This window comes from Terrabacter sp. Root85 (assembly GCF_001429185.1).
In the GTDB taxonomy this organism is placed as follows: Bacteria; Actinomycetota; Actinomycetes; order Actinomycetales; family Dermatophilaceae; genus Terrabacter.
This window is the reverse complement of record NZ_LMIW01000013.1, coordinates 186,589-213,159: the sequence shown is the minus strand read 5'-3', so window position 1 is coordinate 213,159 and position 26,571 is coordinate 186,589. Positions and strand designations below refer to the sequence as shown.

The window sequence follows — 26,571 nt, the reverse complement described above, 5'->3', positions numbered from 1 at the left end:
CGGGTGACGCCCTCAGCGTGTCGCGAGGTGCGCCCGCAGGGAGGGCACGACGTGGTTGCGCAGGAGCGGCGCGAGGTCGGCCGGCAGCTCGTCCTCGAGACCCAGCCAGCGCTGCTCGGCGATCTCGGCGAGCGGCGCCGGGGAGTCCTCGGGGAGCAGGTGGGTGACGTAGACCGTTGCGTCGACCCAGGCACCCGGCTCGTTCGCCGCGACGTCGTGGAACCGACCCAGCGGCTCCCCGACACCCGACACGTCGAGTCCGACCTCCTCCATCACCTCGCGGACGGCCGCCTCGCGCGCGGACTCGCCCGGGTCGATCTTGCCGCCGGGCAGCATGAACCGCGTCGAGCCGGCCTTGCGGACGGTGAGCAGGTGGCCGTCCCTCACGAGGCAGAACGCCGCGGTGACAAAGGTCGTCATGCCCCCGACGGTAGTGCCGACTCCTCGGCGGTCTGCTCCCCGGGCTCCCAACGCACCCGGTGACCCGTGATCCAGGCGCTCGAGCGCTCGGTGACGACGAAGCGGAAGACGAGCCGCATCATAGCGTCGCGGACCGCGCGGCCCGCCCGTCCCGGGATCTTCGAGCTGCTGCTGCGCGCACCGGCGGCGACGATGCGCTCGACGCGCGCCCGTCGCGCGGTGTCGTATGCCGTCAGGGCCTCCTCCACGGTGCCTGCATCGCGCAGGCACGTGGCGAGGACGACGGCGTCTTCGAGCGCCAGGGCGGCTCCCTGACCCGAGCTCGGGGACGGCGCGTGCGCGGCGTCGCCGATGACGACCATCCGGTCGCGGTGCCAGCGGGCGACACGCGGCAGGTCCTGGGTGTTGTCGGCCCAGAGCTCGAGCCGGCCGCTCCGCACGAGGTCGGCGGCAGGCCCGGCGTCGGCGGCGAGCAGCCCCTCGAGGTGGTCGCGCCACTGTTCCGGGGTGCGCGCCGCGCGTTCGGCCGGGGTGATCGCCGGGCCGGGGACGTTGACGAACCACACGACGTCGCCGTCTGGCGTCGGGTGGGCTCCGAAGAAGGCGCGCGACCCGAAGACGAAGTGCCACTCCCGGGCTGGGAGGGCGCCGGCGATCGACGTCGCCTCGGTGATGCCTCCGAAGTTCGTCAGCCCGACGTAGCGCGCCGGAGCGGCTTCGGGATCGATGGTGCGACGGACCAACGAGCGGACACCGTCGGCGCCGACGAGCAGGTCGCCCTCGAGCGTCGACCCGTCCTCGAGTGTCACCGTGACCCCGTCGGGGCGGCTCGCCACGTGCACGACCCGGCTGTCGTGACGCACGTCGATCCCGCGTCGCCCGGCCTCGTCGAGGAGAGCCGCGGCGAGGCGGGAGCGCTTCATGGTCACCGCGACGGTGCCGTCGTCGAGCGGCACGCCGAGGCTCATCGTGCCGAGCACGCGACCGGTGGCGCCGACCATGACATTGCGCTCGCTCGGGAAGCCGATCGGTGCGACGAGGTGCCGTGCGCCGAGCAGGTCGAGGGCGTGCAACCCGTTCGAGGCGAGCGTGAACCACGACCCGGCCTCGCCGTCGGACCGTGGCCAGGCCTCGAGGACGACGGGCTCGATCCCGGCCTGCTGGAGGGCGAGCGCGGCGGCCGGACCGGCGATGCCACCTCCCACGACGAGAGCCTTCATCTTGATATCCTTCCTTACGAGAATCGAATGTTTCGAGATTCGAAAGGTAAGGCCGATGTCGTCCGTCCGTCAACCCCCTGACCCCGGCAGGCGCGAGCAGCTCGTCCACGCGCTCGGGGACGCGATGCAGCAGTACCAGCGCTCGGTGCAGGCCTTCGACGACACCGTCGGGCGGGCCCTCGGCCTCGGACCGGCCGATCTGCGGTGCCTCGACTGGCTCGTCGACGGCCCGAAGTCCGCCGGCCAGCTGAGCACTGCGACGGGCCTGCGTCCGGCCGCGACGACAGCCCTCATCGACCGGCTCGCCAAGCGGGGCCTCGTGCGGCGGACGCGCTCTGAGGCCGATCGCCGCACCGTGCTCGTCGAGATGACCGAGCTGGGCCAGACGCGGACGTGGGAGGCCTACGGCCCGCTGGTCCGGGCCGGCCAGCCGATGCTCGACGAGCTGGACACCGAGCAGCTGGAGTTCATGGGCGACTACCTCCGCCGGATCACGGCGCTGACCGACGAGCACCGGACGCTGCTCGCTCGGCACGCACCCGAGCCCGCCTGACCGACGCCACCCCACGGCATACGCCGTCTGGTTCGCGCGCACGACGTGGCGGGCTCACCGGGTCGTGGGCGGACCCGCCTCGACGCGGCGGCGCACCTCGGCAAGACCGCGCGGCCCCGGCTCGAGGTCCCACCAGCTCTCGATCCACCACGTGGCGCCGGCCTGCTCCCAGGCGGCCGGCTGGGCGGGCTCGAGCGCGGTGAACGAGCCCCACGAGTCGGCCTCGATGACGACGTCGTAGGGCTCCGGGGCCAGACCCGCCTCCGCACGGAGCCGGTGCACCGCATCGACCACGGCCGCGAACGCCTCGACGGTCTTCGGCTGCCCGTCGGGCGGATGGATCGCGGGGATGAGGCCCTGCCAGCGCGCCGCCCGCTCGAGCGAACGCTGACGCCCACGCCCGGGCGTCGGTGCCCCGACGACCCAGACGGGCGGGTGGGGACGCTGCGGCGTCGGAGGCGGGAGCATGAAGTCGTTGGGCCCGGCGCTGTAGTGCTCACCGGCGTACGTGAAGGTCGAGGCGTCGCCGAGCAGGCCGGCGTAGATCGCCAGGCACTCGTCGAGCTTGCGGGCGCGCACCGCACGACCCTCGTCGGCCTCGAAGGCCGTCCACCCGGGGTGGAGAGCGCCGAGACCGACCGACATGAACGCCCGTCCGCCGCTGATCCGGTCGACCGAGCCGACGCGGGAGGCGAGGTCCCACGGGCGGTGACGGGAGGCCGGCGTCAGCAGGGTGCCGAGCCGGATGCGCTCGGTGACCATGGCGGCCGCGCCGAGCTGCACCCACGCGTCGACGCCGTAGAGCGCCTCCCAGCCGAGGACGGCGTCCCATCCCCGCTCCTCGCCGAGCCGCGCCAGATCGGCGAACTCACGCTCAGTGGCATACGGGACGACGAAGCCGCTCTTCATCCTCCGTTCCTACCAAGGGGCGGTGACAGCCGGGCACTGGCGACGCGTTGCAAGATGTTGCAGAACTTTCTTTGAGTTTTCGGCGTGATGCGGAACGATGGTGGCCCGTGACGCGATCAGCAACCCAGACCCTGAACCACCCGGCGCGCGACCTCGAGGTGCGCGAGGACGCCACCCCCGTGCACGCCGCGGACCGGCCGGACGCCGCCTGGTGGCGCCAAGCGGTGATCTACCAGATCTACCCGCGCTCGTGGGCCGACAGCGACGGCGACGGCATCGGTGACCTCCCCGGCATCACCTCGCGCCTGCCCCACCTGCGCGCGCTCGGCGTCGACGCCATCTGGCTCTCGCCGTTCTACACCTCGCCGCAGGCCGACGCGGGCTACGACGTCGCCGACTACCGCGACATCGACCCGATCTTCGGCACGCTCGCCGATGCCGACGCGATGATCGCGCGCGCCCACGAGCTCGACCTCAAGGTCATCGTCGACATGGTGCCCAACCACTCCTCCGACGAGCACGTGTGGTTCCAGGCCGCCCTGGCCGCCGGCCCCGGCTCGGCCGAGCGCGAGCGCTACATGTTCCGTGAGGGACGCGGTGAGCACGGCGAGCTGCCCCCGAACAACTGGGAGTCCGTCTTCGGCGGAGCCGCGTGGACCCGGGTCACCGAGGCCGACGGCAAGCCCGGCCAGTGGTACCTCCACATCTTCGACACGAAGCAGCCCGACTTCAACTGGGAGCACCCCGAGGTGCGCGCCGAGTTCGAGTCGATCCTGCGCTTCTGGCTCGACCGCGGCGTCGACGGCTTCCGCGTCGACGTCGCCCACGGCCTCATCAAGGAGCAGGGCCTGCCCGACACCGAGGAGGAGCGCACGACGATGCTCGGCCACTCCGAGCACGAGCACGGCCTCGAGGGGCTGCACGAGGCCGCCCCCGTCGAGGAGGCGCCGCGGATCGACCACACGAAGCGCAGCCCGATGTGGGACCAGGACGGCGTCCACGAGATCTACCGCGCCTGGCGCCAGATCCTCGAGTCCTACGGCACGCCCGACCGCATCCTCTGCGCGGAGGCGTGGGTCGAGCCGCAGGAGCGCGCCGTCGCCTACGTCCGTCCCGACGAGATGCACCAGGCGTTCAACTTCGACTTCCTCACCGCCTCCTGGACGGCCGAGGACCTGCGCGCCGTCATCACCTCGTCGCTGCACGCCGCGGACTCCGTCGGCGCCCCGTCGACGTGGGTGCTGTCCAACCACGACGTCGTGCGCCACGCCTCGCGTCTCGGCTTCGCACCGGGCACGCCCCGCATGAACGGCATCTCGGCGACCGACCCGCAGCCGGACCGCGCGCTCGGCCTGCGCCGTGCCCGCGCGGCCACCTCGCTCATGCTCGCGCTGCCCGGTGGCGCCTACATCTACCAGGGCGAGGAGCTCGGCCTGCCCGACTCCACCGACATGCCGGCCGAGTTCCGCCAGGACCCGACCTTCGCCCGCACCCACGGCGCCGAGACCGGCCGCGACGGCTGCCGCGTCCCGATCCCCTGGTCGGTCCACGGCCCCTCGCTCGGCTTCGGCCCGAGCGACAGCACGTGGCTGCCGCAGCCCTCCGTCTACGCCGACTACGCCGTCGACCGCCAGGAGGGCGTGGCCGGCTCGACCCTCGAGCTCTACCGCTCGCTCCTCGCCGCGCGCCGCGAGCTGTCCCTCGGGACCGGCTCGCTCACGTGGGTCGAGGGGTATGCCGGCGACGTGATCGCGCTGACCAACGGCTCGTCCCGGCGTGACCGGGTGCTCGTCGTCGCCAACCTCGGAGCCGAGCCCATCGCCCTCCCTGAGGGCGCGGAGCTCATCGTGGCCTCCGGGCCGCTCGAGGACGGCCTCGTCCCGACCGACACGACGGTCTGGGCCCGCTGGTCCTGATGTCCTGACGACGGGTCCACGACCCGCCCGCACGTGAGGCCCCGTCCTGCTGGACGGGGCCTCACGGCATACCCGGGCCTGTGGATGACGGCGGAGACGGCGTCGCGGGCTCTCCTACGGTCGGGGCATGACGCGCTACGCCATCGACTCCGACGGGGTGTCCCGGGAGCGGCTCGCGCTGGCGCACGACCCGGCGGAGCTGCGCGAGTGCGCGTCGCACGTGGCCACGGCGACCGCCGGCGCGATGGCCTCGACCGGCGACGAGGGCGACGTGCTGAGGGTCGAGCTCGACCGCTTCCGGGTGGTCCATGCCCACGCACTCGACGCCGTCGCCGATGCTGCCGGCGCCCTGGCCGACCGGCTCGACCGGTCGACGCTCGAGGCCCGGTCGGTGGAGCTCTTCGTGACCGCCGGTTTTGCTGGGGTAGCGGCGAGCAGCACTGTGAATCTTGGTGATCCGGTCAGCGCAGTGGCGCCGTGAGTCGCGTCCACGAGGTCGGCCACGCGTCCGCGGCGATTCCCGGCGACGTTGCGCTTCCCCTCCCGACGGGTGACGTCGCGGGTCTTCGTGCTGCGGCGCGCTCGCTCGGCCGAGCTGCGTCCCGGGCGCGTGCGACGGCCACGATGCGGGGGACGCTGGGACCGCGGCTCTCGGCCGTCTGGACCGGGGACGCGGCGACCGCGGCTCGCTCGGAGGCGGACGAGCTGGGCGCCCGCGCACGCCGTGTCGTCGAGGCGCTGCCCGACGCCTCCCGCTCGCTGCTGACGTATGCCGCCGCGCTCGACCACGCCCAGGCGCGCATCCGCTCGTTGCAGCGGCAGTGGGACGCTCTCGACGCCGAGCACGCGCTGGCTCTCTTGCGGATCGCAGCACTCCCCGATCCGACGGGTGCCATCGGGGTGCTGGTCACTGAGCGGGCTCGGTCGGAACAGGCGGAGGGGCGGGTCCGACTGAGCCGGACGTACGCCGGCGTCCTCGACGACCTGCGCGCGACGGCTCGGCGCTGCGCGAGACTCGTGGCGCGCGCTTCCGACGTGACGTTCTCGTCCGGGGCCTCGGCCAGTGCGGGACGGGTGCGCTCTGCTGTCACCGGCGGACTGTGGTTTGCCGACGGCGTGGTCGCAGCGCGGGCATCGCGCGACGCTGCTCTCGCCGACGGCCTGATGGCACGCACGGTCATGGCCGGGGGTCGCGCGTCGGGCGGGCTCACGGACGCCGAGGTGGCCGAGCTGGCGACGCATGTCCGTGCACGAGCGGACGACCCGGTCTACGCGCAGGCGCTGCTGTCGGAGATCGGGGCCGACGGACTCGCCAGGGTGCTCATGGCCGCCGGTGTGACCCGGAGCGCGTCAGGTGCAGACGTCGACACCGTCCGTGAGCTCCTCGGGGCGTTCGGCTCGCTCGTCATCACGGGCACGAGTCACGGAGCGCCCGTCGGGACCGACCCGCGGACGCGCGCCCAGCTGGCCTCCGGGGCGGCCCTGCTCGCAGACGACCTCGTCGCCGCTGTCGACACGGTCCAGGTGGACCCCGTGGGAGGGGGCCGGGCGACCGGGGCGTGGCTGTTGGGCCAGCTCCTCTCGGGCGCTCGGACCTCGGGTGACCGCCGTCGCCTACCCGGGCGGTTCGCGCGACGTGCAGCCGCCGCGGCGGCCACCGCCGAGATCGCTGAGACGCGCGATGACGACGTCGCCCTGGCGCACGGGACGACGCTCCATGCCGACGCCGGAGCGACGTTCGCGTCGTGGTTCGACGACGGCTCGCGCACCGGTGACCCCGTCCACGCCCTGCTCGGGCACGTCGTTGACGATCCAGCCGAGACGTCGGCGCTGCTGGCCGAACCGCTTCCGGACTCGGAGGTCCCTGCCGGCGCCCTGGCCAACAGCCGGGGTGACCGGATCACCCTGGGTGAGTACCTCGTGCGTCGATGGGTCGCCTACGAGGCCAACGGGATCGAGAGTCATCCCGATCTCCGGCTCTCGACGGACGCCGACCTCGCGAGACTCCTCTCGAGCGTGTCGACCGCGACCGACGAGGGGGCCGCCGAGACCCGGTCGCGGGTGATGCTCGAGGTCTCCCGCACCAGCACCCACGCGATGCTCGAGGCCTCGACCACGCACCTCTACTCGGGTGCCACCGCACCCCTCGAGCACCTCGTCGCCGACTGGCTCTCGGCGATGCGTCAGAACGTCGACGCCGCCCTCTCGACACCACTTTTGGGCGCAGCACCTGCCACGGGCTACGTCCGGCAGACCTCAGGGGGCATGGAGCCGTGGCTCGACGCCGAGGAGCTGACCGGAGTGGTCGGCGCCCTGGCCGTCGACACCGGGATGGGCTTGCGCGCCAAGGACGCCGGCGCGGCATACAGACGACTCGTCGACCGAGAGCTCCGAGCGGCGCAGGACACCGCGGAACGTGGTGGCGACGTGCCTCGCGATGTCGTTCGGCTGGGCTTCCTCGACCAGGCGGCCTCCGCCGCGCTCGTGGCCGTCGCCCGACGGCAGGACGTGCTGAACCGCTCGGCCTGGCAGGGACTTGCAGAGGCCGGTCACGTCATCGAGGAGATCCGTCGCGGGAGCCTGGCGGGCTTGGCGTCGACGGTGCGCACCTACGTCGACGGCGGGACGACGCGCACGGCCGACGACGACCTCGTCATCGCACTGGTCCGCTCCGACGTCGAGCTGGCGCAGACCGAGCTCGACGACGCACGACGGGCCCAGCTGGTGACGCGCATCGGTGCGGTCACCGGCGGTCGCGCCGACGTGCTCCCGGCCGTGCAGCTCGGAGCCGCCCGCGCTCCCCTGCTCCTGACGGTCGCCGAGCTCCGGGCGGCCCGTGACGCCGAGATCCGGGCTGCCTTCGACGCTGCCGTCAAGGACGGCTCGCGAGGCGGCGCCACCTCGGCCGCGGACCGCCTCAAGCAGCGCACCGCCCCCACCGACCGCGTCCGCGTCGTCGACCCATCCGTCGGGAGCCCAGCCCGTCCACTCGGCACGGTCGACGAGACCCTTGCCAGGGACGTCGCCCCTCACGAACGAGCGACTGCTACACGACTTGCGGCCCACGGATACGACGTCACGTTCCTGCCGGCGACCGGGCAGGGCAAGTCTGCCGATGCTCTCATCAACGGTGAGCGCTGGGAGTTCAAAGGAGTGAAGGGGAAGGGCAAGAGCACCGTGGTCGGCCTGCTCAGACAGGGGCGTAGGCAATCCCCACGGATGGTCCTGGACATGGCGGAGTCAGAGTTGTCGCTCGAGGAAGTCCTGCGCCAGGTCGACTACACACTGCGTCGTTACGATGGCATCACCGCCATCCGTGTCATCACCAAGGACGAGCGCATCGTCGAGAGGAGACCGTGAAGTGTCCGGATGGATGATCAACATCGACCTAGCCGTCGATGAGGTCGTACCCCTCCTGCAGGCGATGCCGGGCGCCCAAGCGGGTGGAACGCCCCCACCTGCTGCCGTGGTGTGGGAGGACGAGAGCTCGATCGAGATCTGGGACGCGTCCCCTGATGCAGGTACGGACATCAGCGTCTATGACTTCACGGAACGACGTGGATGGGTGGTCTTCGACTTTCTGGTCGACCGCACCGCTGCGAACATCTGGATGATGGACGATGGCGGCTTGCTGTTGAGCGGGCGAGGTGTCGACCCGGAGGGGCTGGGTCTGGACCTGGCGACGAACCGCACCCCGGTCAGGGTCATCCACCGCGACGACGACGGCGAGACCTCCGAGTGGAGTCCGCTGAAGAACAAGCGGGACGGCATCCTCGAAGACACCGACCGCTGACGGGCCGGTGGATCGCGGGGCACTCCGGGTCGGGAGCCCATCGGTGCACCCGCTGGCGCGCTGAACGGCCCGAATGGCTCCACGCCACCCACCTGGTGACCCATCTGTGACCAGCTCTCGCCACGCTACCCACGGCGGTTCACTGAACGCACGCGGGGCGAGTGTCCTTGACCTAGCATGGGCCTGCCGCAGCGCGCGGCCAGCGGTTCGAGACGACTTCCGGGGGGCGGGATGGACCTGCGCGACCACGATCGAAGCAGTCTTCGGCGCGGGATGCGAGGAGTCGCGCTTCATACCAGTCGAGGCTCCGTGGCGGAAGCGGCTGGGCTCGCAGTGACCTGCGTGCGAGCAACCGCTCGGTCTGGCGTGGCTCGAGCGTGAGTGCAGCCGACGGTCGACGGCGCCTCCACGCGTATGTCCTCGCAGCAGATCCCTGGTGGCTCGAGGAGAGCGTCTCGAGCTACTACGACATCGTGGATCGCATCGTGGTCTCCTACGATGAGGACTCCCTTTCCTGGACCGGCACCCCGCTGCCCGTCGCCGAATGCCTCGACCGGCTGCGCTCCGTCGATCCCCTCGGCAAGCTCGACTTCAGGCCGGGACGCTTCTCGCACTCCGACCGAACCGCGCTTGAGAACGACACCGCGCAACGCCAGGTCGCTCTCGACCAGGCATCCGATGGCGCGGACTGGGTGCTTCAGCTCGACACCGACGAGGTGCTGCTCGACCCCCATGCTCTCTTGGCTGCCATCGACGAGGCAGAGTCCCGCGCGTGCGGAGCGGTGGAGTACCCGGCCCGCTACCTGTACGCCCGGGCCCGCTCCGGCTGGATGTTGGAGGCCACCCGCCCGTTGTGGCGACGACGTGCCGGCTACCCCGGGCCGGTTGTCATCCGCCCCGGCGCCACACTCGTCCACTGCCGCCAAGGCACGCTGCCGATCCTGCGGGTCGACATGTCGGCGGTCAACACCGATCCCACGCATGCGCGGAATGCAATCGTTCACCGGGTGGTGCGTCCGGACCAGGCGATCCTTCACTACAGCTGGGTGAGGGACGACGACTACATGACTCGCAAGGCCGCCTGGTCGGGCCACAGCGACACGTACACGAAGATGCTCCGCAGCTGGCGATGGCGCACGCGCCGTCCCCTGCTGGCCGTCGCGCTCGGCTGGCTGCGAGCGGATCACGAGTGGCACAGGATCACACGGCTGTCGCCGGACCGACGGTACTGGAGAGGCGAGCATGAGTAGCCGACTGGTCTTCGTGAACAACAGCCGCGAAACCTTCACTCCGACGCACAGCGGGGCGATCGCGACGTGCATACGGTCCGTCAGCGAGCGGGCTCTGCTCGATGGGGTGCGACCGACGATCATCACCCGAGCCCACTCGTCCGTGTCGCAGACCGTTCCGTGGGGCAGCACGGTGGTCCTGCCGGCGATTCCGCCACCCCGCAGCGGGTTGGCCGGCAACGTTGACCGTGCTGGACGTCGACTGACCGGTTGGGCGCGGCCGGATCAACGGTCCTACGCGAAGGAGGTCGCGAGGGTGCTCCAGGGCGAGGCGCTCGACAGCGTCGTCCTGAGCAACGACCCGGAACTGGCCGTGTACCTTCGACGCCGGTTCCCGACGGTGCGCGTCGTCCACTGGTTTCACAACTTGGAGGTCTCGTCGGACCGATTTCGTCGGATGTATGCGGCAGACTCCGGCATCATCTCGATGGCGGTCAGCGCCTACCTGGCGCGGGCTGTTGAGCAGGTGTACCGGTTGACGCCCGGTCGCGTCCAGGTCAACCTCAACGGGGTCGATGTAGCGCGCTTCGTGGGCGCTGAGCGGCCAGAACGGGTTCCCGTCATCGGATTCGTCGGCCGGATCGCCGTGGAGAAGGGCGTGGACGTCCTCTTAGATGCTGCGACGCTGATCTCTGATCGCGGAATCGCCTTCTCGCTTCAGGTGACGGGAGACACCAACTGGGGAGAGAGGCACGGGAACTCCTACCTCGACAGCATCGAAGCGCGTATCACGTCGCTGAGGGCCCGTGGCGTCACGGTCAACACGCTTGGTCACGTCACTCACGCGGAGCTCCCGGCGGCGCTCGCAGCATCCGACATCCACGTGCTCCCGTCGCGTTGGGACGAGCCCTGCGCACTCGCGCTTCTGGAGGGAATGGCAAGCGGTCAGCCCGTGGTCGCCAGCGCAACGGGCGGATCGCCGGAGATCCTGGCGGGATCGGGCGCTCTCTTCAGCCGGGAGGATCCGTGCGCACTCGCCGGTGACCTCGAGCGTCTGCTCCGCGATCCAGGTCTACGCCGCCGCCGCGGAGTCGACGCACTGGTGCGCGCGCGGGAGCTGACGTGGCAGGCGACCTGGCAGCGCCTCGACGCACTACTCAAAGGGAACTCACGATGAAGCCCGACGCCACTGCTCCTGACGTGTCGGTGCTCATCTGCACTCGCAACCGTGCGGCTCGTCTCGCTACGTCGATCGAAGCGGTACTGCGATCAATGGACGTGGCTCAGGCCTCCGGGATCTCCAGCGAGCTGGTCATCATCGACAACGGATCCACTGACGCCACACCGAGCGTCGTCGCCGCCGCGGCCGAGGATCCCCGCGTCCGCCGAACGGTGGAGGCCCAGGCCGGCATCGGCCGTGCCCGCGAGCACGGCTGCACCATCGCGCGTGCGCAGGTGATTCTCTTCACCGACGATGACGTCATTGTGCCGGGCCCGTGGGTGCTCACCATGGCTCGCGCGATGCTCGACGGTGATGCGGATGTCGTCAGTGGCGGCATAGCCATGTCGGAAGGACTGTGGCGTCCGTGGATGACACCGACGCTGGCGGCGCGGTACTTCGCCCACAATCCGACCCCGCCTCTCAGCAACCCCGGACTTGCGGGCGCGAGCATGGGCATCACGTCCGAGGTGGCGAGGCGGATCGGGTTCGATGATCTGCTGGGAACTGCCCGCTGGCCCGGGGCGGAGGACGTCCTGCTGTACGTGCAGGCGCTCGAAGCCGGTTACCGCGTTCGCGGAGTGCGCGACGCGCTGGTCGAGCACCGCTTCGACGAGTCTCGCCTCGACGCTCGGCGGCTGCGTGGCATCGCCGAAGGCTATGGGCGGTGCGACGCCTACTACTTCCATCACTGGCTCCATGTTCGACTGGCGATGCCGCGGGTGCGGGAACTGAGCCACCGACTCAGGTACGCCGCACGATGCGTTGTCGCGGGCCGCGACCCGTACGACGAAGTTCTGCTCGACCGGCGACGATCGAGCGCCTTCCATCGCGAGCTGCGCCTCCTGCGTGACCAGCCCCGGCGGTACGCGTTCCGCGGGGTGGGCAGGGTCGGTCGGCCCGTGCCCGACGACGACCTCGCGGCGAGCTTCGAGGGTCCGACACGCTTCCGACAGTCTGGAGAGATCTGACATGCTCACCATCGCGGTCGTCATACCGACGTACAACCGACCTGGACGGGTGGTCGACTGCCTCCGCCACCTCGAGCAGCAAAGCCGGCGTCCGGAACGGATCGTCGTGGTCGACTCGTCGTCGGACAACAGGACCAGAGATGCCCTGAGGGCCTTCCCCGACGTGGTCTACGCCCGCAACCCATTGGGTCGCGGTCATACTCCGGAGTCGCGAGCCATCGGAGTCTCGCTGTGCTCGGAGGATGTGATCGCCTTCCTGGACGACGACGCCAACGCGCGCACGGACTGGCTCGTCGAGCTCGTGCGGAGGTACGACGACGCCACGGTTGACGGCGTGGGCGGGAGCGCGCTCAACGGCTACCCCGGTGAGCGCGAGGAGGGCATCGGCTCCATCGGTTTGCTCCTGCCCGACGGACGACTCACCGGCTTCTTCGCCTCGGACCCGGGCCGCGACGTCGACGTCGACCATTTGCTGGGAGCGAACATGTCGTTCCGCCGGCGGGCCATCGAAGCCGTGGGCGGCATCCATGGGGGCTACCCGGGGACGTGCCTACGTGAGGAGAGCGACCTTGCCCTGCGCGTACGCCAGCAGGGCGGACGCCTCGTCTACACCCCCGACGCGATCGTCGACCACCTGCCCGGCGAGTACGCCAAGGGGAAGCGGTTCGACCGACGGTACGTGTACTTCGCGAACCGGAACACCGTGGTCCTGTTAGGCAGGGTGTACGGGATCGGTTCGCCAATCGTGGGGAGGTATCTCGGACTCGCATCACGTGAAGTCCTGGATGAGCTACGACGCTCGGTCCGCGCGCTGAGCTCCGCTCCGCGTGTCGGGGCCACTGCGACCGCTCGGACCATGGTCGGCGGCGTCACGCGGGCCGCTGCGGTTGCCGCCGGGGTCGCGGCGGGCTTCCCCGCAGCCATGACCGGCATCCGACGCGACCGCGCCGCCATGCGGCGCTGAACGCATGCGCTTCACGTTCGTGTTGCCCGTCGACGAGTACTTCACGCCCGGCTGGTCGGGAGCCGTCGCGACGGTGACCCGGCAGCTCGTCACGGAGCTGGGCCTCATGGGACACGAGTGCGTGGTGCTCGCACCCGACGACGGCGAGGACGTGTATCCCGACCTGTCCGTGACGCGACTGGACTTCGGGCCGGCACATCCACGGCCCGTCGTGGCCCGCAAGCTCGCCAGCCTGGCGGCACGCGTGCGCGGCCTCCCCCGATGGGACTACGCCGCCTACTGGTCAGCGGTCCGACGGGGACTCGACCGAGCCCCGCACGGTGATGTCGTCATCGCGAACGACCCCGTCGCAGCAACCCGGCTGGCTCGTCGCGACCGGAAGGCGCGAGTCGTGCTCTGGCTGCACAACTTCCCGGACAGCCAAGCCACCGAAGCGCTGCGCGACGTTCCCGACGAGGTGCTGGTCCTCGCCGTCAGCGAGGCAGTGGCGCGGGCAACGGCAACCGGCTCGGACGGCCGCGTTTCGCCACTGGTGGTCCACAACGGCGTCGACACGCGCCTGTTCCACCCGCCGAGCGAGCCGCCGTCTGGTCGTCCGCTGCGCGTCGTCTGCCACGGAAGGATCGACCCGAACAAGGGCCAGGATGCGGCCGCCCTCGGCGTGGCGATGTTGCGTCAGGAGGGCCGCGACGTCGAGTTGACCGTCATCGGCGAGCTGCGCACCTTCGGATTCGATCAGGCCGTCGCCGACGCGTACGCCTCTCGGGTCGCCGACGCGGTGGCCCTCGCAGGGGGACGGATGCTCGGATGGATGCCCCACGACCAGCTCGCCGTGGAGCTGCGCACGTACGACATCGCCTGCGCGCTGTCGCGCGTGGAGGAGCCGTTCGGCCTCGCAGCCCTGGAGGCAATGGCATCGGGATGCGCGGTCGTCGCGACCTCGAAGGGCGGGCTGCCCGAAGTCGTCGGATCGGCCGGGGTGATGGTCGCACCTGACTCACCGGAGGAGGTCGCCGCAGCGATCCGCGGCCTGAGCGACCTCGAGCGGCTCCGCGACGTGCGGAGGGCGTGTTCGGAGCGCGCTGCAGGCCTGACGTGGAGTGCGACCGCGAACCGGTTCCTCCAGGTCCTCGACGAGCCTCGCCGAGCGCGTGCCGCCACGCGCGCAACTGACCGGCCACGCACCGATCCCCTGAAGAGCGACGGCACGGGCACGACCGGGTGAGCGCTCCGATCCGCTGGTGCGACGCTGGAGTCGCGTGAACACAGCACCGGACGGATCCGGAAGCACGTTGCGGTACCGATAATGTCGGCGTCATGGTGACGACACGGGCTTACCTCGCGCACACGCCCGTGGCGCTGGCCCACCGAGGCGGCTCGCTCTACGCGCCGAACGTCGGGCTCGAGAACACGATGACGGCCTTCGGCAACGCCGTCGACCTCGGATACACCCACCTCGAGACCGACGTCCACGTCACCCGCGACGGCGAGCTCGTCGCGTTCCACGACACGAGGCTCGACCGGGTCAGCAACGCTCGCGGGCGCATCCGCGACCTGCCCTGGTCCGAGGTCTCGCACGCCGAGGTCGGCGACAGCGGGCACGTGCCGTTGCTCACCGACGTCCTCGACGCGTGGCCCGACATCAGCCTCAACATCGACCTCAAGGCGCCGGGCACGGCCGAGCCGCTCTGGCGCATCATCGAGGAGCGCGGGCTGCACGACCAGGTCTGCGTCGGCTCGTTCTCCCAGCGCAACATCTCGCACTTCCGCCGCCTGTCCCGCGGCACCGTCGCGACTGCGGCGGCCCAGGTCGGCACGGCCCTGGCCCGCTTCGGACCCGGCGTCCTGACCTCGGTCTTCCGCACGCCGGCGGACGTCTTCCAGGTGCCTCCGTCGATCCCGCTGCGCGGACGGTCGGTGCCCGTCGTCACCCGTCGCCTCGTCGACACCGCGCACCGCTTCGGCAAGCAGGTCCACGTCTGGACCATCGACGACGCCGACGAGATGCGGCGGCTGCTCGACCTCGGCGTCGACGGGCTGGTCAGCGACCGCATCGACGTGCTCAAGGACGTCCTCCTCCAGCGCGGCGCGTGGACCGGGCACGCCTGAGCCGCCTCCCCGCGCCACGTCGCGACCCCGCCGCACCCCCGACCGCGGCGGACGGCATACGCCATCGGGTCAGCGGACGAGGACGTGCCCCCGCGACGTGCTGAGGCGCGTCCACCGGCCGTGGGCCGCGATCGACGCCGGCTCGCCCGGAGCCGTGAAGCCGAGCACGTGCGCACCGAAGGCGAGTCCCGCCGCGATGGGCGGCACGGTGTCGCTCATGGCACCCCAGGTCCGCCGCCGGAGCGCGTCGACCGCGTGACCCCCGGCGTTCTCGGGAGTGCCCTCGGCGACCTGCGAGATGCCTTGGCGCGCAATGGAGTCGATGGCCCCACCGTCGAGCTGGCCAACCGGCTCCCAGCCGTCCCGCGGGGGCGTGAGCCCGCTCCACGGAGCGCGGACGGTCGTCGGCGGGACGCTCAGCAGGGCGCTCGCGCCGTCGCGGGCGAGACGGTCGGCGACCGACGCGAAGGACACGGTCGTGTCGACGGCGTCGGAGGGCGCGATCGTCACGACGCGCATGCCGAGGACGGTGCCGTCACCCATCAGCCCCGTGCCCTCGATGACCGCCACCGTGGTGACGAGGAGAGTGCCGAGCACCTGGAGGCGCACGGCACCGTCGGGGTTGGCGCGGCTCGCCCGGGCGAGGTAGGTGCCGAGGTCGGCGAGACCGCGCGGGTCGCCGAAGTCGATCTGCGGCGTGCCGGTCACCGGCGTCGCTTCCGGAAGGGCGCGGGACCGCCGACGTGGGCCTGCACCGACGCGCGCTCGTCGGGGCGCATGCGCCGCGGCGCCTCGCTCGCGAAGTCGTAGAGCGCGAGCTCGGTCTCGGCGACGGCGTAGACCGGCCGCTCGCCCTCGCCGACACCGTCGGGGTCGGTGACGATGTAGGCGACGTCGAAGCCTGCGCCACCCACTCGCGAGACCCACATCTGGATCTCGACGGGGGCGTGTCGGAATCCGAGGGGGCGGCGGTACTCGATCTCGTGGCGCGACACGAGCACGCCCTCGTCGAGCAGGGTCTTGTCGCCCGCTCCCCCGCCCTCGAACCAGTCGCGGAACGCGATGACGCGCGCATCCTCGAGCAGTCGCAGGAACTGCACGTTGTTGATGTGCGCGTAGGCGTCCATGTCGGACCAGCGCAGCGACACGTGGGCGGCATACGGCGTGGCCTGCGGTTCGGTCTCCGTCATGCCCCCATCCTTCCAGCCGCCTGTCTCGCCGCTCGTCCACATCCCCTCGGTGGGACGCGGGCCCCTCCACAGCCCGGGTATGCCGGTCGGCCCGGTCGGTGGGGACCCGTAGGTTGGGTGCCATGACGTCACCCCCCGCCGCTCCCCCCGTTGCCGACGTCGACCCCGCCCTGCGCGAGCGGGCGACGACAGCGCTGCGGCGCCTCGTCGGGCGCGACGACGTCGACTTCCGCGACGGGCAGCTCGAGGCCGTCAACGAGCTCGTCGCCGGTCGTCGGCGCGTGCTCGTCGTGCAGCGGACCGGGTGGGGCAAGTCCGCCGTCTACTTCGTGTCCACCGCGCTGCGCCGTGCCGAGGGTGCCGGGCCGACCGTCATCGTCAGCCCCCTCCTCGCTCTCATGCGCGACCAGATCGCTGCCGCCGAGCGCGCCGGCATCAAGGCCGTCACCCTCAACTCGACGAACGCCGACGAGTGGGGCGCCGTGTCCGGTGCCCTCGCCCGCGGCGAGGTCGACGTCCTGCTCGTCAGCCCCGAGCGCCTCAACAACCCCCGGTTCCGCGACGAGCAACTGCCCGCCCTCGCCGAGTCGTGCGGGCTCCTCGTCGTCGACGAGGCCCACTGCATCAGCGACTGGGGTCACGACTTCCGCCCCGACTACCGCCGCATCCGCGACCTGCTCATGACGCTGCCCGAACGGACGCCGGTCCTCGCGACGACGGCCACGGCCAACGCGCGCGTGGTGACCGACGTCGTCGAGCAGCTCGGCGCTGGTGGCCGTGACGTCCTGACCCTGCGCGGCCCCCTTGCCCGGGCGTCGCTGCGGCTCGGGGTGCTGCCGCTCGCCGCACCAGAGCAGCGTCTCGCCTGGCTCATCGCGCACCTCGGTGAGCTGCAGGGGTCGGGCATCGTCTACGCCCTGACCGTGGCCGCTGCCGAGGACGTGGCGGTCGCGCTGCGCGAGGCCGGCCACAAGGTCGCTGCTTACACCGGCCGCACCGAGCCCTCAGAGCGGATCCGCCTCGAGGAGGCCTTGCGCGACAACGAGGTCAAGGCCCTCGTCGCGACCTCGGCCCTCGGCATGGGCTTCGACAAGCCCGACCTGGGCTTCGTCCTGCACCTCGGGGCACCGTCGTCACCCGTCGCGTACTACCAGCAGGTCGGGCGAGCCGGCCGCGCCACGGAGCGCGCCGACGTCCTCCTCATGCCGGGGCCCGAGGACAAGGACATCTGGCGCTACTTCGCGTCCGCGTCCATGCCCAAGCAGGACCAGGCCGATGCCGTCGTGCGCGCCCTGTCCGAGTCCCCCCGGGCCCTGTCGACGGTCGCCCTCGAGTCCATCGTCGACGTGCGCCGCACGCGTCTCGAGCTGCTCCTCAAGGTCCTCGACGTCGACGGCGCCGTGCACCGCGTGCCCGGCGGATGGACCGCCACCGGTGAGCCGTGGACCTACGACGCCGAGCGCTATGGACGCGTCACCGAGGCGCGCGAGCGCGAGCAGCAGCTCATGGTCGACTACGAACGCACCGACCGCTGCCGCATGGCCTTCCTCCAGCAGACCCTCGACGACGACTCCGCCGAGCCCTGTGGGCGGTGCGACCGGTGCACCGATCCCTGGTTCGACACGACGATCCCCGAGGCCGCCGTGAACACCGCCCGCTCGCGCCTCGAGCGCCCCGGCGTCGTCCTCGAGTCCCGTGCGCAGTGGCCGTCGGGCATGGACCGTCTGGGCGTCCCGCTCAAGGGCAAGATCGCGCCGTCGGTCTCGATGCAGGAGGGCCGCGCCGTCGCCCGCCTCAGCGACCTCGGGTGGGGTCAGCGGCTCCGTGAGCTGCTCCGCGGCGAGGACCGTGAAGTCCCCGCCGAGGTCGTCCGCGCCTGTGTCGACGTGCTCGCCGGGTGGGGGTGGCAGGAACGGCCGGCGGCCATCGTCTCCGTGCCGTCGCGTCGGCGCCCGCTGCTCGTCGAGTCGCTGGCCGCCGGCCTCGGACAGCTGGGACGGCTCCCCTACCTCGGTGCGCTCGACCTCGTCGAGGGCGGCCCCGTCGGCGAGCCCGGCGGCAACAGCGCCTTCCGGCTCGCCAACGTGTGGGGTCGGCTCGCCGTCGGCCCCGAGCTCGCGGCCTCGCTCAACGGCGTCCCGGGTCCGGTCCTGCTGCTCGACGACGTCAGCGACTCACGGTGGACGCTCACGGTCTGTGCCGGGCTGCTGCGCGAGGCCGGTGCGCCGGCCGTCCTGCCGATGGCCCTGGCGATGGAAGGGTGACGCGCGTCGCGGGCAGCAGCGAGCACTCGTCCGGGGCCACTAGGGTCGACCTGTGAGTGCCGACGCCCCCGCCGAACCGCGCCCGCTGCCCCCACTCGAGGACCTCATCGAGGTGCTGACCCTCCGTGACGTCGGCACCGCGCAGATCGCCGTCACCGACGTCCAGGGACGTGACGCCGCGGAGTCGATCGGCGCATCATCCGCCCGGGTCTTCGAGGGGCGCAGCCAGAAGATGCCGCACGGGCGCGTCTTCGGGGGTCAGGTCCTCGCCCAGTGCGTCATGGCCGCCGGCATCACCGTGCGTGACCTCAACGACGGCGACGGCGCGCGGCCGATTCACTCGCTGCACGGCTACTTCATGCGGCCGGGCGACGACACGCTGCCGATCCGCTTCGCCGTCGAGGAGATGCGCGACGGCAACTCGTTCTCGACCCGCCGTGTCCATGCAGTCCAGAAGGGCGCGCCGATCATGTCGATGGTGTGCTCGTTCCAGGAGCGTGCAGGGGGTCTCGACCACCAGAACGCGATGCCGCAGGTCGCCGGACCCGACGGGCTCACGTCGCTGGCCGACGCGTTCCGCGGCGTCGACCACCCCGGCGCCCGGCACCTCGCCGAATCGCGACCGATCGAGCTGCGGCCGGTCGAGAGCAACATGTTTCTCGACGCCGGGCCCGAGCAGGTCGCGACGAACCACGTGTGGATGCGCGCCATCGACCGCCTGCCCGACGACCCCCTGCTGCACGCCGCGGTCCTGGCCTACTCGAGCGACTACTCGCTCCTCGAGCCGGTGCTGCGCCGGCACGGTCTGGTCTGGACCGACCGTCGCCTGCGGGTCGCGAGCCTCGACCACTCGATGTGGTTCCATCGCGACGTGCGCGTCGACGAGTGGCTGCTCTACGCCCAGCAGTCTCCGTCGGCCGTCAGCGGTCGCGGCCTCTCGATCGGTGAGATCTTCAGCCAGGACGGCACCCTCGTCGCCACGACGGCCCAGGAGGGCATGGTCCGCGTCAAGGAGTCGTGACGCACCGGGGTGGGCTCCGCCAGATCGACCGGCAGTGGGCCCTGCCCCCTCACTCGCTCGCTCGTCCGCCCGCTCGCGTCAACGCTCGGTCTCACTCGAGTGACCTCTTCACCCCACGCCTACCACCGAGGGTGGGACCAGAGTGACGTGGCGGCCACTCGAGCTGCTGGGCGCTGGGACCAGGGAGACGTGGCGGCCACTCGCGTGGCGTCTGAGGTCAGGCGGTCGTGCGCAGGACGGCGACGTCGTGGCCGTCGAGGCTGACACCGTGCGAGTCGACGATCGGCGACCGCCCCCACGAGGCGAGCACGTGCTCGACCTCGCCCGCGAACGGGACGACGCCGGCGCGGCCCGCGAGGTTGGCCACCACGTGCACCGACCCGCGCGACAGGATCATCCAGCGGGCAGTCTCGTCGAAGGTCACCGTCGTGGCACGCAGGTCACCCGAGGCGACGTCCGGCTGCGTGCGCCGGACCTTGATGAGCTCACGGTAGAAGTGGAGCATCTCGTTGTGGCCCGGCGCATTCGGCTCGCTCCAGTCGAGCACGCTGTGCGCCCGGGTCGCGGGGTCCTGGGGGTCGGGGACATCGGCCTCGTCCCACCCGTGGGCGGCGAACTCGGCACGTCGGCCGGAGCGCACTGCGTCGGCCAGCCATTCCTCCTCGAAGGAGGTGAAGAACGCGAACGGCGTGCTCGCACGCCATTCCTCGCCCATGAAGACCATGGCCGTGAACGGGGAGAGCAGGTAGAGGGCGGCGCCGATCGCCTGCTGCCCGGGCGAGACCTGGTCGCTGATGCGGTCACCCGTCGCGCGATTGCCGACCTGGTCGTGGGTCTGCAGGTAGGCGAGGAACTCGTGCCCCGAGCGCGTCTCAGGGTCGACCCGCGCACCCCAGCGCTCGCCCCGGAAGGTGGAGACCCGACCGTCGTGCAGGAAGGCGTCGGTGAGTGTCTTGGCCAGCACCGAGATGGCGCCGCCCTCGGGCCACGCCTCGTTGCCGCCGGCGAAGTCGGCGTAGTAGCCCTGCGTCTCGCCGGTCAGGGCGACGTGGAGGGCGTGGTGGATGTCGTCGTCCCACTGGGCCGTCATGCCGCGGCCGCCCTCGGCGGTGGGCGTCACCATGACGGCGTCGTTGAGGTCACTTTCGGCGATGAGGTCGAGTGGCCGGCCGAGCTCGTCTGCGAGAGAAGTGGTCTCGCCGGAGAGCTGGGCGAGGATGTGCGGCTCGGACGTGTCGCGCAGCTCGTGCACGGCATCGAGCCGAAGCGCGTCGACGTGGAAGTCGCGGAACCACCGGACGGCGTTGTCGACGACCCAGCGGCGCACCTCGTGGCTGCCGTCCGCGTCGAGGTTGACGGCGGGCCCCCACGGCGTCGTGTGGGTGTCGGTGAAGTAGGGCCCGAACTCGGCGAGGTAGTTGCCGGTGGGACCGAGGTGGTTGTAGACGACGTCGAGGCACACGCCAAGGCCCCGGACGTGGCACGCGTCGACGAAACGCTGGAAGGCGGCCGGGCCGCCGTACGTCTGCTGGACGGCATACGGCGCGACCCCGTCGTAGCCCCAGCCGTGTGTGCCGGCGAAGGCGGCGACGGGCATGACCTCGACGATGTCGACTCCGAGCTCGACGAGGTGCTCGAGGTGGGCGATCGCCGCGTCGAAGGTGCCCTCCGGCGTGAACGTCCCGATGTGCAGCTCGTAGACGACGCCGCCGAGGACGCCACGGCCGTCACGGGTGCCGCGCCACTCAGCGTCACCCCAGGTGTGAGCCGCCGCGTCGAAGGTGCGGCTTGCCGCGTGGACACCGTGCGGCAGCCAGGCACTCCGCGGGTCGGGCCTGGGGTCGCCTCCGTCGATGCTGAAGGAGTAGTCCAGGGTGACGTCGTCCGGGCGCGGCCACGTCCACCAGCCGCCGTCGCCGGCGGTCATGGCGTGCCGCTGCGCCGCCGAGGTCGGCTCGGCGCCGGACCCGTCGACCCGGGCGACGACGACGTCGACCCGTGACGCTGATGGCGCCCAGACGCTGAGGCTCTCGGGGGTCATGACTCGTCCCGTACCCGCACGAGCAGCGCGACGGGCAGGCCGTCGTCACCGACGAGGTCGGCGAGGCGCGTGCGCCCACCGTCGAAGGTGCGCGCGGACACGACGTCGGACCAGCGCCCCTCGGGCAGGTCGAGGGTGGCGTCCCCGAAGCCGCCGGCGTCGGCGAGCCGGCCGGCGAGCCGCGTCACCACGGTCACGACCTCCACGTCGTCGCCCGTCCCCCGACCGAAGGCGACGGCGTGCTCATAGCCCGTCGCGACCGGGACATACGTTGCGTCCTCACCCGTGAAGCACTCGGGCCACTCGCGGCGCGTGCGCAGGGCGGCCGTGGTGACGAGCAGCTTCTCGTCGTCGAGGTCCGCCGGGGCGCCGCCGCCGTCGAGGCGGGCGAGCCGGTCGCGACGGTCGTCGTAGTCGACGAGCCGCCGGTTGTCGGGGTCGACGAGCGACAGGTCGACGAGGTCGGTCCCCTGGTAGACGTCAGGCACGCCCGGCATCGTCAGCTGGACGAGCTTCTGGCCGAGGACGTTGGCACGCGTCTCGCGCCCCGTCGAGTCGACCCAGTCCTCGACGTGGGCCACGATCTCCGGTGTCGTGACGACGCCCGAGACGAACCGCTCGACCGCCGACTCGTAGGCCTCGTTCGGCTCGGTCCAGCGCGTGAAGAGCTTCGACTCGCGGATCGCCTTGAGCGCGTAGGCCTGCAGCCGCTCCTCACTGATCGGCCACGCCCCGACGAGGGTCTGCCAGAGGAAGTACTCGGTGAGCGTGTCGAGCTCCTGGGCGCGGACCGGTGTCGCCAGCTCTCGTGCCGCGCGCACCCAGGTCGCCCACGCCTCCGGTCGTTCCGCGAGCACGAAGAGCCGCGCCCGCACGTCCTCGGACCGCTTCGTGTCGTGCGTCGAGAGCGTCGTCATCGACTGCGGCCACTCACCGAGCAGGTTCTCGGCGAACCCGTGGAAGGCGGACGTCGGCAGGCCCACCCGGGTCGGGTCGCCGCCGACCTCGTTGAGCCCGACGAGCCGGACGTACCGGTAGTACGCCGTGTCCTCGATCGCCTTGGCCATGGCGGGACCGCACGTCTGCTGGAACCGCACGACGAACTCGTCGCGCGCCGGCTCGTCCTGTGAGTCCCCCTCGCCGAGGGCGAGGTCGACGAGACCTTCGACGCACGCGCGGTCGAGCGAGTCGTAGCGGGATCCGGCTCCCTCGACGACGGCAAGCTCGAGCGGCTCGGCCGACAGACCTTCGCGTGGGTGGCCGGGGCGGATGTAGACGCGGTAGCGGTCCATGCCGACGAGCATCGCCTCGAGCACCTCGCGAGCGGCGACCTCCTCGAGGTCCGGCCGCGCCCGCGCGACGAGTCGCATGAGCCGGCTCACCTCGGTGGCAAGCATGACCTGGACGACCCACCGCTTCGACTCGGTGACGATGTCCCCGAGGTCCTGCCGCTCTCCGAGCAGCTCGGTCGACAGGTCGTCGAGGGGTTCGGCCCCGGCGGGGTCGACGAAGAGCCCGCCGATGCGCAGCAGCGCGTCGTAGCCGGTGGTGCCTGCCGTCCGCCACGAGTGCGGCAGGTGCTCCTCGCCCTCGAGGATCTTCTCGACGACGATCCACGCGTCACCGGTCGCCTCGGCGAGTCGCTCGAGGTAGCCCTCGGGGTCGGCGAGGCCGTCCGGGTGGTCGATGCGCAGCCCGTCGATCGCGCCGGAGCGGATCCCGTCGACGAGGAGGGCGTGCGTGGCGTCGAAGACCTCGGGCTCCTCGACCCGCACCGCGATGAGCGACGTGACGTCGAAGAAGCGGCGGTAGTTCACCTCGGAGTCGCCGACCGTCCACGACGCGAGGCGGTAGTGCTGGGCGTCGAGCAGCTCACCGATCGGCAGCCGCGGGTCCGTGCCGGGCGCGAGCGGGAAGACGTGGTCGTAGTACTGCACGACCGCCTCACCCTCGTGCTCCCCCACGGAGATGTCCCCCGCTGCGAGCACCTCGTCGAGCGGCGCCCCGAGCACCGGCATGAGGAGGTGCCCGTCCTGGGCGTCCCAGTCGACGTCGAACCACGTGGCGTATGCCGACTGCCGGCCCTCGCGGAGCACCGACCACAGCGGGCGGTTGAGCGAGAGCGGCGTCGGTGTCGTCATGTGGTTGGGCACGACGTCGACGACCACGCCGAGCCCGGCCTCGTGGGCGGCCTCGACGAGGCGGGCGAAGCCGGCGTCGCCGCCGAGCCCTGCCGCCACCGACGTGTGGTCGGTGACGTCGTAGCCATGCTTGGATCCGGCGGTGGCCTGCAGGATCGGCGACAGGTAGAGGTGCGTGATCCCCAGTGCCGCAAGGTGTTTCACCTGCGCGAGCGCGTCGCCGAGAGTGAAGTCCGGCTCGAGCTGGAGCCGGTGGGTCGAGACCGGTGCGCTGGCATACCTCACGCGGTGGCCTCCTCCGTGACGCCCGGGATGATGGGCGAGACGATCTCGCGTGGGCACCTCAGCACGACGATGCTGCGCGGCTGCACCTGGATCTGCCACGTGGCGTCGAGGTGGTTGGCCTCGACCTCGTGCAGGGCCGTGTCGATGACCGGGATCCACTCGGCGCCGTACTCCTCGTCGGGCAGCGTGAAGGTCAGCGGCTGGTCGTGAGCGTTGAACATCACGAGGAACGAGTCGTCGAGGATCTGCTGGCCGCGCGGGTCCGGCTCGGGGATCGCCGAGCCGTTGAGGAAGATCATGAGCGACTTGGCCAGGCCGTTGCTCCAGGCCTCCTCGTCCATGTGCTGTGCCTCGGGCGTGAACCAGGCGATGTCGCCGAGCTCGCTCTCGCCGCCGTGGTCGGCGTTGCCGGCGAAGAAGCGGCGACGCCGGAACACCGGGTGCTCGCGCCGCAGCTTGACGAGCGACTGGGTGAAGACGAGAAGCTTCTGGTCGTCCTCGTCAAGGACCCACTGGATCCACGAGATGTCGTTGTCCTGGCAGTAGCCGTTGTTGTTGCCGCCCTGCGTGCGACCGAGCTCGTCGCCGTGCAGCATCATCGGCACGCCCTGCGAGAAGAGCAGCGTCGTGAGGAAGTTGCGCTGCTGGCGCAGCCGCAGGTCGCGGATGACCGGGTCGTTCGTCGGCCCCTCGACACCGCAGTTCCACGAGCGGTTGTGGCTCTCGCCGTCGTTGTTGCCCTCGCCGTTGGCCTCGTTGTGCTTGTCGTTGTAGGACACGAGGTCGCGCAGGGTGAAGCCGTCGTGCGCCGTCACGAAGTTGATCGAGGCGATCGGCTTGCGGCCCGAGTGCTCGTAGAGGTCGCTGGATCCGGTGAAACGAGAAGCAAACTCGCCGAGGGCACCACCCTCACCGCGCCAGAAGTCGCGCACCGTGTCGCGGAACTTGCCGTTCCACTCGGTCCAGAGCGGCGGGAAGTTGCCGACCTGGTAGCCGCCCTCGCCGACGTCCCACGGCTCGGCGATGAGCTTGACCTGGCTGACGACCGGGTCCTGCTGGATGAGGTCGAAGAAGGCCGACAGCTTGTCGACCTCGTGGAACTGGCGGGCCAGCGTCGCGGCGAGGTCGAAGCGGAAGCCGTCGACGTGCATCTCGGTGACCCAGTAGCGCAACGAGTCCATGATCAGCTGCAGCACGTGCGGGCTGCGCATGAGGAGGCTGTTGCCCGTGCCCGTGGTGTCGTAGTAGTGGCTGAGGTCGTCGCTGACGAGGCGGTAGTAGCTGTTGTTGTCGAGCCCGCGGAAGGCCAGCGTCGGGCCCATGTGGTTGCCCTCGGCCGTGTGGTTGTAGACGACGTCGAGGATGACCTCGATGTTCGCCGCGTGCAGCGCCTTGACCATGGCCTTGAACTCGAGCACCTGCTGCCCGCGCTGGCCACCGGCGGCGTACTCGTTGTGCGGGGCGAGGAAGCCGATGGTGTTGTAGCCCCAGTAGTTGGACAGGCCGCGGTCGACGAGCGGCGCGTCCTGGACGAACTGGTGCACGGGCATGAGCTCGATGGCGGTGATGCCGAGGTCGCTCAGGTGCTTGATCATCGCCGGGTGCGAGATGCCGGCATAGGTGCCACGGATCTCCTCCGGGATCTCCGGGTGGAGCATCGTCAGGCCCTTGACGTGGGCCTCGTAGATGATGGTCTCGTGATACTCGTGGCGCGGCGGGCGGTCGTCGCCCCAGTCGAAGAACGGGTTGATGACGATGGAGTGCATCGTGTGGCGCACGTTGTCGTCGGTGTTGATCTTCGTCGTCGTCGCTGCCTTGGCGTCGCCGAAGGTGTACGAGTAGAGCGACTGGTCGTTCTCGGCCTGGCCCTCGATCGCCTTGGCGTACGGGTCGAGGAGGAACTTGCTCGGGTTGCAGCGGTGGCCGTTCGCGGGGTCGTAGGGTCCGTGCACGCGGAAGCCGTAGCGCTGCCCGGGCTGCACGTAGGGCACGTAGCCGTGCCACACGAAGCCGTCCGTCTCAGGCAGGTCGAAACGCGTCTCGTTCAGGTCGTCGTCGAGCAGGCAGAGCTCGATGCGTTCGGCGACCTCGGAGAAGACGGCGAAGTTGACCCCCGAGCCGTCGTACGTCGCTCCGAGTGGGTAGGGCTTGCCCGGCCAGATCTCCATGGACCTTCTTCCGTCGTTCGGTCGCGGCAACGCCGCGGCGCCACGGCGTGGCGACCTGCGGACGACGGTGGCCGCACAGCGCATTCTCCCCTGCCCGGGCCCGTCGAGCGCAAGCGGCCGTATGCCGGTCGGCGCGCCGTGCCGCGACGCGCCGTCCG

Annotated in this window: 21 protein-coding genes; 13 read left to right on the top strand and 8 right to left on the bottom strand. The window is 71.1% G+C overall.

Annotation, left to right across the window (positions count from 1 at the left end):
• Positions 1-12 precede the first annotated feature (12 nt).
• Both ASE25_RS20170 and ASE25_RS20165 read right to left on the bottom strand, forming a co-directional pair.
• The gene (locus tag ASE25_RS20170) at positions 13-420 is read right to left on the bottom strand and encodes an NUDIX domain-containing protein (protein ID WP_056775915.1); all 408 of its coding nucleotides are present in this window, start codon (positions 418-420) and stop codon (positions 13-15) included.
• Positions 417-1,640: an NAD(P)/FAD-dependent oxidoreductase gene (locus ASE25_RS20165; RefSeq protein WP_056827170.1), complete on the bottom strand. Its 1,224-nt coding sequence runs from the start codon at positions 1,638-1,640 to the stop codon at positions 417-419. The genes ASE25_RS20170 and ASE25_RS20165 overlap by 4 nt, the downstream gene beginning before the upstream one ends.
• 55 nt (positions 1,641-1,695) lie before the next feature.
• Between ASE25_RS20165 and ASE25_RS20160 the strand changes: the two genes are divergently transcribed.
• Positions 1,696-2,193: a MarR family winged helix-turn-helix transcriptional regulator gene (locus ASE25_RS20160; protein WP_056827169.1), complete on the top strand. Its 498-nt coding sequence runs from the start codon at positions 1,696-1,698 to the stop codon at positions 2,191-2,193.
• Between the two features lie 54 nt (positions 2,194-2,247).
• On the opposite strand, the gene ASE25_RS20155 is transcribed toward ASE25_RS20160, so the two are convergent.
• Positions 2,248-3,102 carry an LLM class flavin-dependent oxidoreductase gene (locus ASE25_RS20155; protein WP_056827168.1) on the bottom strand — a complete coding sequence of 285 codons (855 nt, stop codon included), beginning with the start codon at positions 3,100-3,102 and terminating at the stop codon, positions 2,248-2,250.
• Between the two features lie 107 nt (positions 3,103-3,209).
• Between ASE25_RS20155 and ASE25_RS20150 the strand changes: the two genes are divergently transcribed.
• The 10 genes from ASE25_RS20150 to ASE25_RS20105 all read left to right on the top strand — a co-directional run bounded on the left by ASE25_RS20150 (position 3,210) and on the right by ASE25_RS20105 (position 15,303).
• Positions 3,210-5,018: a glycoside hydrolase family 13 protein gene (locus ASE25_RS20150; RefSeq protein ID WP_082619776.1), complete on the top strand. Its 1,809-nt coding sequence runs from the start codon at positions 3,210-3,212 to the stop codon at positions 5,016-5,018.
• A 127-nt stretch (positions 5,019-5,145) separates the two neighbouring features.
• Entirely contained in the window at positions 5,146-5,499 is a 354-nt protein-coding gene (locus ASE25_RS20145) for a hypothetical protein (RefSeq protein WP_056775907.1), read from the top strand.
• The gene (locus ASE25_RS20140; protein WP_056827167.1) at positions 5,496-8,378 is read left to right on the top strand and encodes a hypothetical protein; all 2,883 of its coding nucleotides are present in this window, start codon (positions 5,496-5,498) and stop codon (positions 8,376-8,378) included. The genes ASE25_RS20145 and ASE25_RS20140 overlap by 4 nt, the downstream gene beginning before the upstream one ends.
• A 13-nt stretch (positions 8,379-8,391) precedes the next feature.
• Positions 8,392-8,811 carry a hypothetical protein gene (locus ASE25_RS20135; protein ID WP_157623521.1) on the top strand — a complete coding sequence of 140 codons (420 nt, stop codon included), beginning with the start codon at positions 8,392-8,394 and terminating at the stop codon, positions 8,809-8,811.
• Positions 8,812-9,188: 377 nt separating this feature from the next.
• A complete protein-coding gene (locus tag ASE25_RS20130) occupies positions 9,189-10,061 on the top strand; it encodes a hypothetical protein (protein ID WP_056827165.1) in 873 nt (290 codons plus the stop codon).
• Positions 10,054-11,217 carry a glycosyltransferase family 4 protein gene (locus ASE25_RS20125; protein ID WP_082623009.1) on the top strand — a complete coding sequence of 388 codons (1,164 nt, stop codon included), beginning with the start codon at positions 10,054-10,056 and terminating at the stop codon, positions 11,215-11,217. Before ASE25_RS20130 ends, ASE25_RS20125 begins: the two co-directional genes overlap by 8 nt.
• Positions 11,214-12,230 (top strand): glycosyltransferase family 2 protein, encoded by a 1,017-nt coding sequence (locus tag ASE25_RS20120; RefSeq protein ID WP_082623008.1) that lies wholly within the window; start codon positions 11,214-11,216, stop codon positions 12,228-12,230. The genes ASE25_RS20125 and ASE25_RS20120 overlap by 4 nt, the downstream gene beginning before the upstream one ends.
• 1 nt (position 12,231) lies before the next feature.
• Entirely contained in the window at positions 12,232-13,194 is a 963-nt protein-coding gene (locus tag ASE25_RS20115) for a glycosyltransferase family 2 protein (protein WP_056827162.1), read from the top strand.
• Between the two features lie 4 nt (positions 13,195-13,198).
• Positions 13,199-14,419, top strand: a complete 1,221-nt coding sequence (locus ASE25_RS20110) for a glycosyltransferase family 4 protein (RefSeq protein WP_056827161.1) — start codon at positions 13,199-13,201, stop codon at positions 14,417-14,419.
• A gap of 92 nt (positions 14,420-14,511) precedes the next feature.
• A complete protein-coding gene (locus tag ASE25_RS20105; protein ID WP_056827160.1) occupies positions 14,512-15,303 on the top strand; it encodes a glycerophosphodiester phosphodiesterase in 792 nt (263 codons plus the stop codon).
• 69 nt (positions 15,304-15,372) lie between these two features.
• On the opposite strand, the gene ASE25_RS20100 is transcribed toward ASE25_RS20105, so the two are convergent.
• Positions 15,373-16,011, bottom strand: a complete 639-nt coding sequence (locus ASE25_RS20100) for a hypothetical protein (protein ID WP_056827159.1) — start codon at positions 16,009-16,011, stop codon at positions 15,373-15,375.
• Positions 16,008-16,493: a thioesterase family protein gene (locus ASE25_RS20095; protein ID WP_056827158.1), complete on the bottom strand. Its 486-nt coding sequence runs from the start codon at positions 16,491-16,493 to the stop codon at positions 16,008-16,010. The genes ASE25_RS20100 and ASE25_RS20095 overlap by 4 nt, the downstream gene beginning before the upstream one ends.
• Positions 16,494-16,615: 122 nt before the next feature.
• Between ASE25_RS20095 and ASE25_RS20090 the strand changes: the two genes are divergently transcribed.
• Both ASE25_RS20090 and ASE25_RS20085 read left to right on the top strand, forming a co-directional pair.
• Positions 16,616-18,757 (top strand): RecQ family ATP-dependent DNA helicase, encoded by a 2,142-nt coding sequence (locus ASE25_RS20090; protein ID WP_056775896.1) that lies wholly within the window; start codon positions 16,616-16,618, stop codon positions 18,755-18,757.
• Positions 18,758-18,809: 52 nt separating this feature from the next.
• Complete coding sequence (locus ASE25_RS20085) at positions 18,810-19,778, top strand: acyl-CoA thioesterase II (RefSeq protein ID WP_056827157.1); 969 nt, start codon at positions 18,810-18,812, stop codon at positions 19,776-19,778.
• Positions 19,779-19,995: 217 nt separating this feature from the next.
• On the opposite strand, the gene treZ is transcribed toward ASE25_RS20085, so the two are convergent.
• From treZ to glgX, 3 genes are read right to left on the bottom strand one after another with little or no spacing between them, the layout of a single operon-like run.
• Entirely contained in the window at positions 19,996-21,819 is a 1,824-nt protein-coding gene (gene treZ, locus ASE25_RS20080) for a malto-oligosyltrehalose trehalohydrolase (protein WP_056827156.1), read from the bottom strand.
• Complete coding sequence (gene treY / locus ASE25_RS20075; protein ID WP_056827155.1) at positions 21,816-24,245, bottom strand: malto-oligosyltrehalose synthase; 2,430 nt, start codon at positions 24,243-24,245, stop codon at positions 21,816-21,818. Before treY ends, treZ begins: the two co-directional genes overlap by 4 nt.
• Positions 24,242-26,413 (bottom strand): glycogen debranching protein GlgX, encoded by a 2,172-nt coding sequence (gene glgX, locus ASE25_RS20070; protein ID WP_056827154.1) that lies wholly within the window; start codon positions 26,411-26,413, stop codon positions 24,242-24,244. The genes treY and glgX overlap by 4 nt, the downstream gene beginning before the upstream one ends.
• Between the last annotated feature and the right edge of the window lie 158 nt (positions 26,414-26,571).

Bases quoted from the DNA above. Each gene is read 5' to 3' on its own strand.
- ASE25_RS20170 (WP_056775915.1), bottom strand. From the start codon at position 420: ATGACGACCTTTGTCACCGCGGCGTTCTGCCTCGTGAGGGACGGCCAC.
- ASE25_RS20165 (WP_056827170.1), bottom strand. From the start codon at position 1,640: ATGAAGGCTCTCGTCGTGGGAGGTGGCATCGCCGGTCCGGCCGCCGCG.
- ASE25_RS20160 (WP_056827169.1), top strand. From the start codon at position 1,696: ATGTCGTCCGTCCGTCAACCCCCTGACCCCGGCAGGCGCGAGCAGCTC.
- ASE25_RS20155 (WP_056827168.1), bottom strand. From the start codon at position 3,102: ATGAAGAGCGGCTTCGTCGTCCCGTATGCCACTGAGCGTGAGTTCGCC.
- ASE25_RS20145 (WP_056775907.1), top strand. From the start codon at position 5,146: ATGACGCGCTACGCCATCGACTCCGACGGGGTGTCCCGGGAGCGGCTC.
- ASE25_RS20135 (WP_157623521.1), top strand. From the start codon at position 8,392: ATGATCAACATCGACCTAGCCGTCGATGAGGTCGTACCCCTCCTGCAG.
- ASE25_RS20125 (WP_082623009.1), top strand. From the start codon at position 10,054: ATGAGTAGCCGACTGGTCTTCGTGAACAACAGCCGCGAAACCTTCACT.
- ASE25_RS20120 (WP_082623008.1), top strand. From the start codon at position 11,214: ATGAAGCCCGACGCCACTGCTCCTGACGTGTCGGTGCTCATCTGCACT.
- ASE25_RS20115 (WP_056827162.1), top strand. From the start codon at position 12,232: ATGCTCACCATCGCGGTCGTCATACCGACGTACAACCGACCTGGACGG.
- ASE25_RS20110 (WP_056827161.1), top strand. From the start codon at position 13,199: ATGCGCTTCACGTTCGTGTTGCCCGTCGACGAGTACTTCACGCCCGGC.
- ASE25_RS20105 (WP_056827160.1), top strand. From the start codon at position 14,512: ATGGTGACGACACGGGCTTACCTCGCGCACACGCCCGTGGCGCTGGCC.
- ASE25_RS20095 (WP_056827158.1), bottom strand. From the start codon at position 16,493: ATGACGGAGACCGAACCGCAGGCCACGCCGTATGCCGCCCACGTGTCG.
- ASE25_RS20090 (WP_056775896.1), top strand. From the start codon at position 16,616: ATGACGTCACCCCCCGCCGCTCCCCCCGTTGCCGACGTCGACCCCGCC.
- treZ (WP_056827156.1), bottom strand. From the start codon at position 21,819: ATGACCCCCGAGAGCCTCAGCGTCTGGGCGCCATCAGCGTCACGGGTC.
- glgX (WP_056827154.1), bottom strand. From the start codon at position 26,413: ATGGAGATCTGGCCGGGCAAGCCCTACCCACTCGGAGCGACGTACGAC.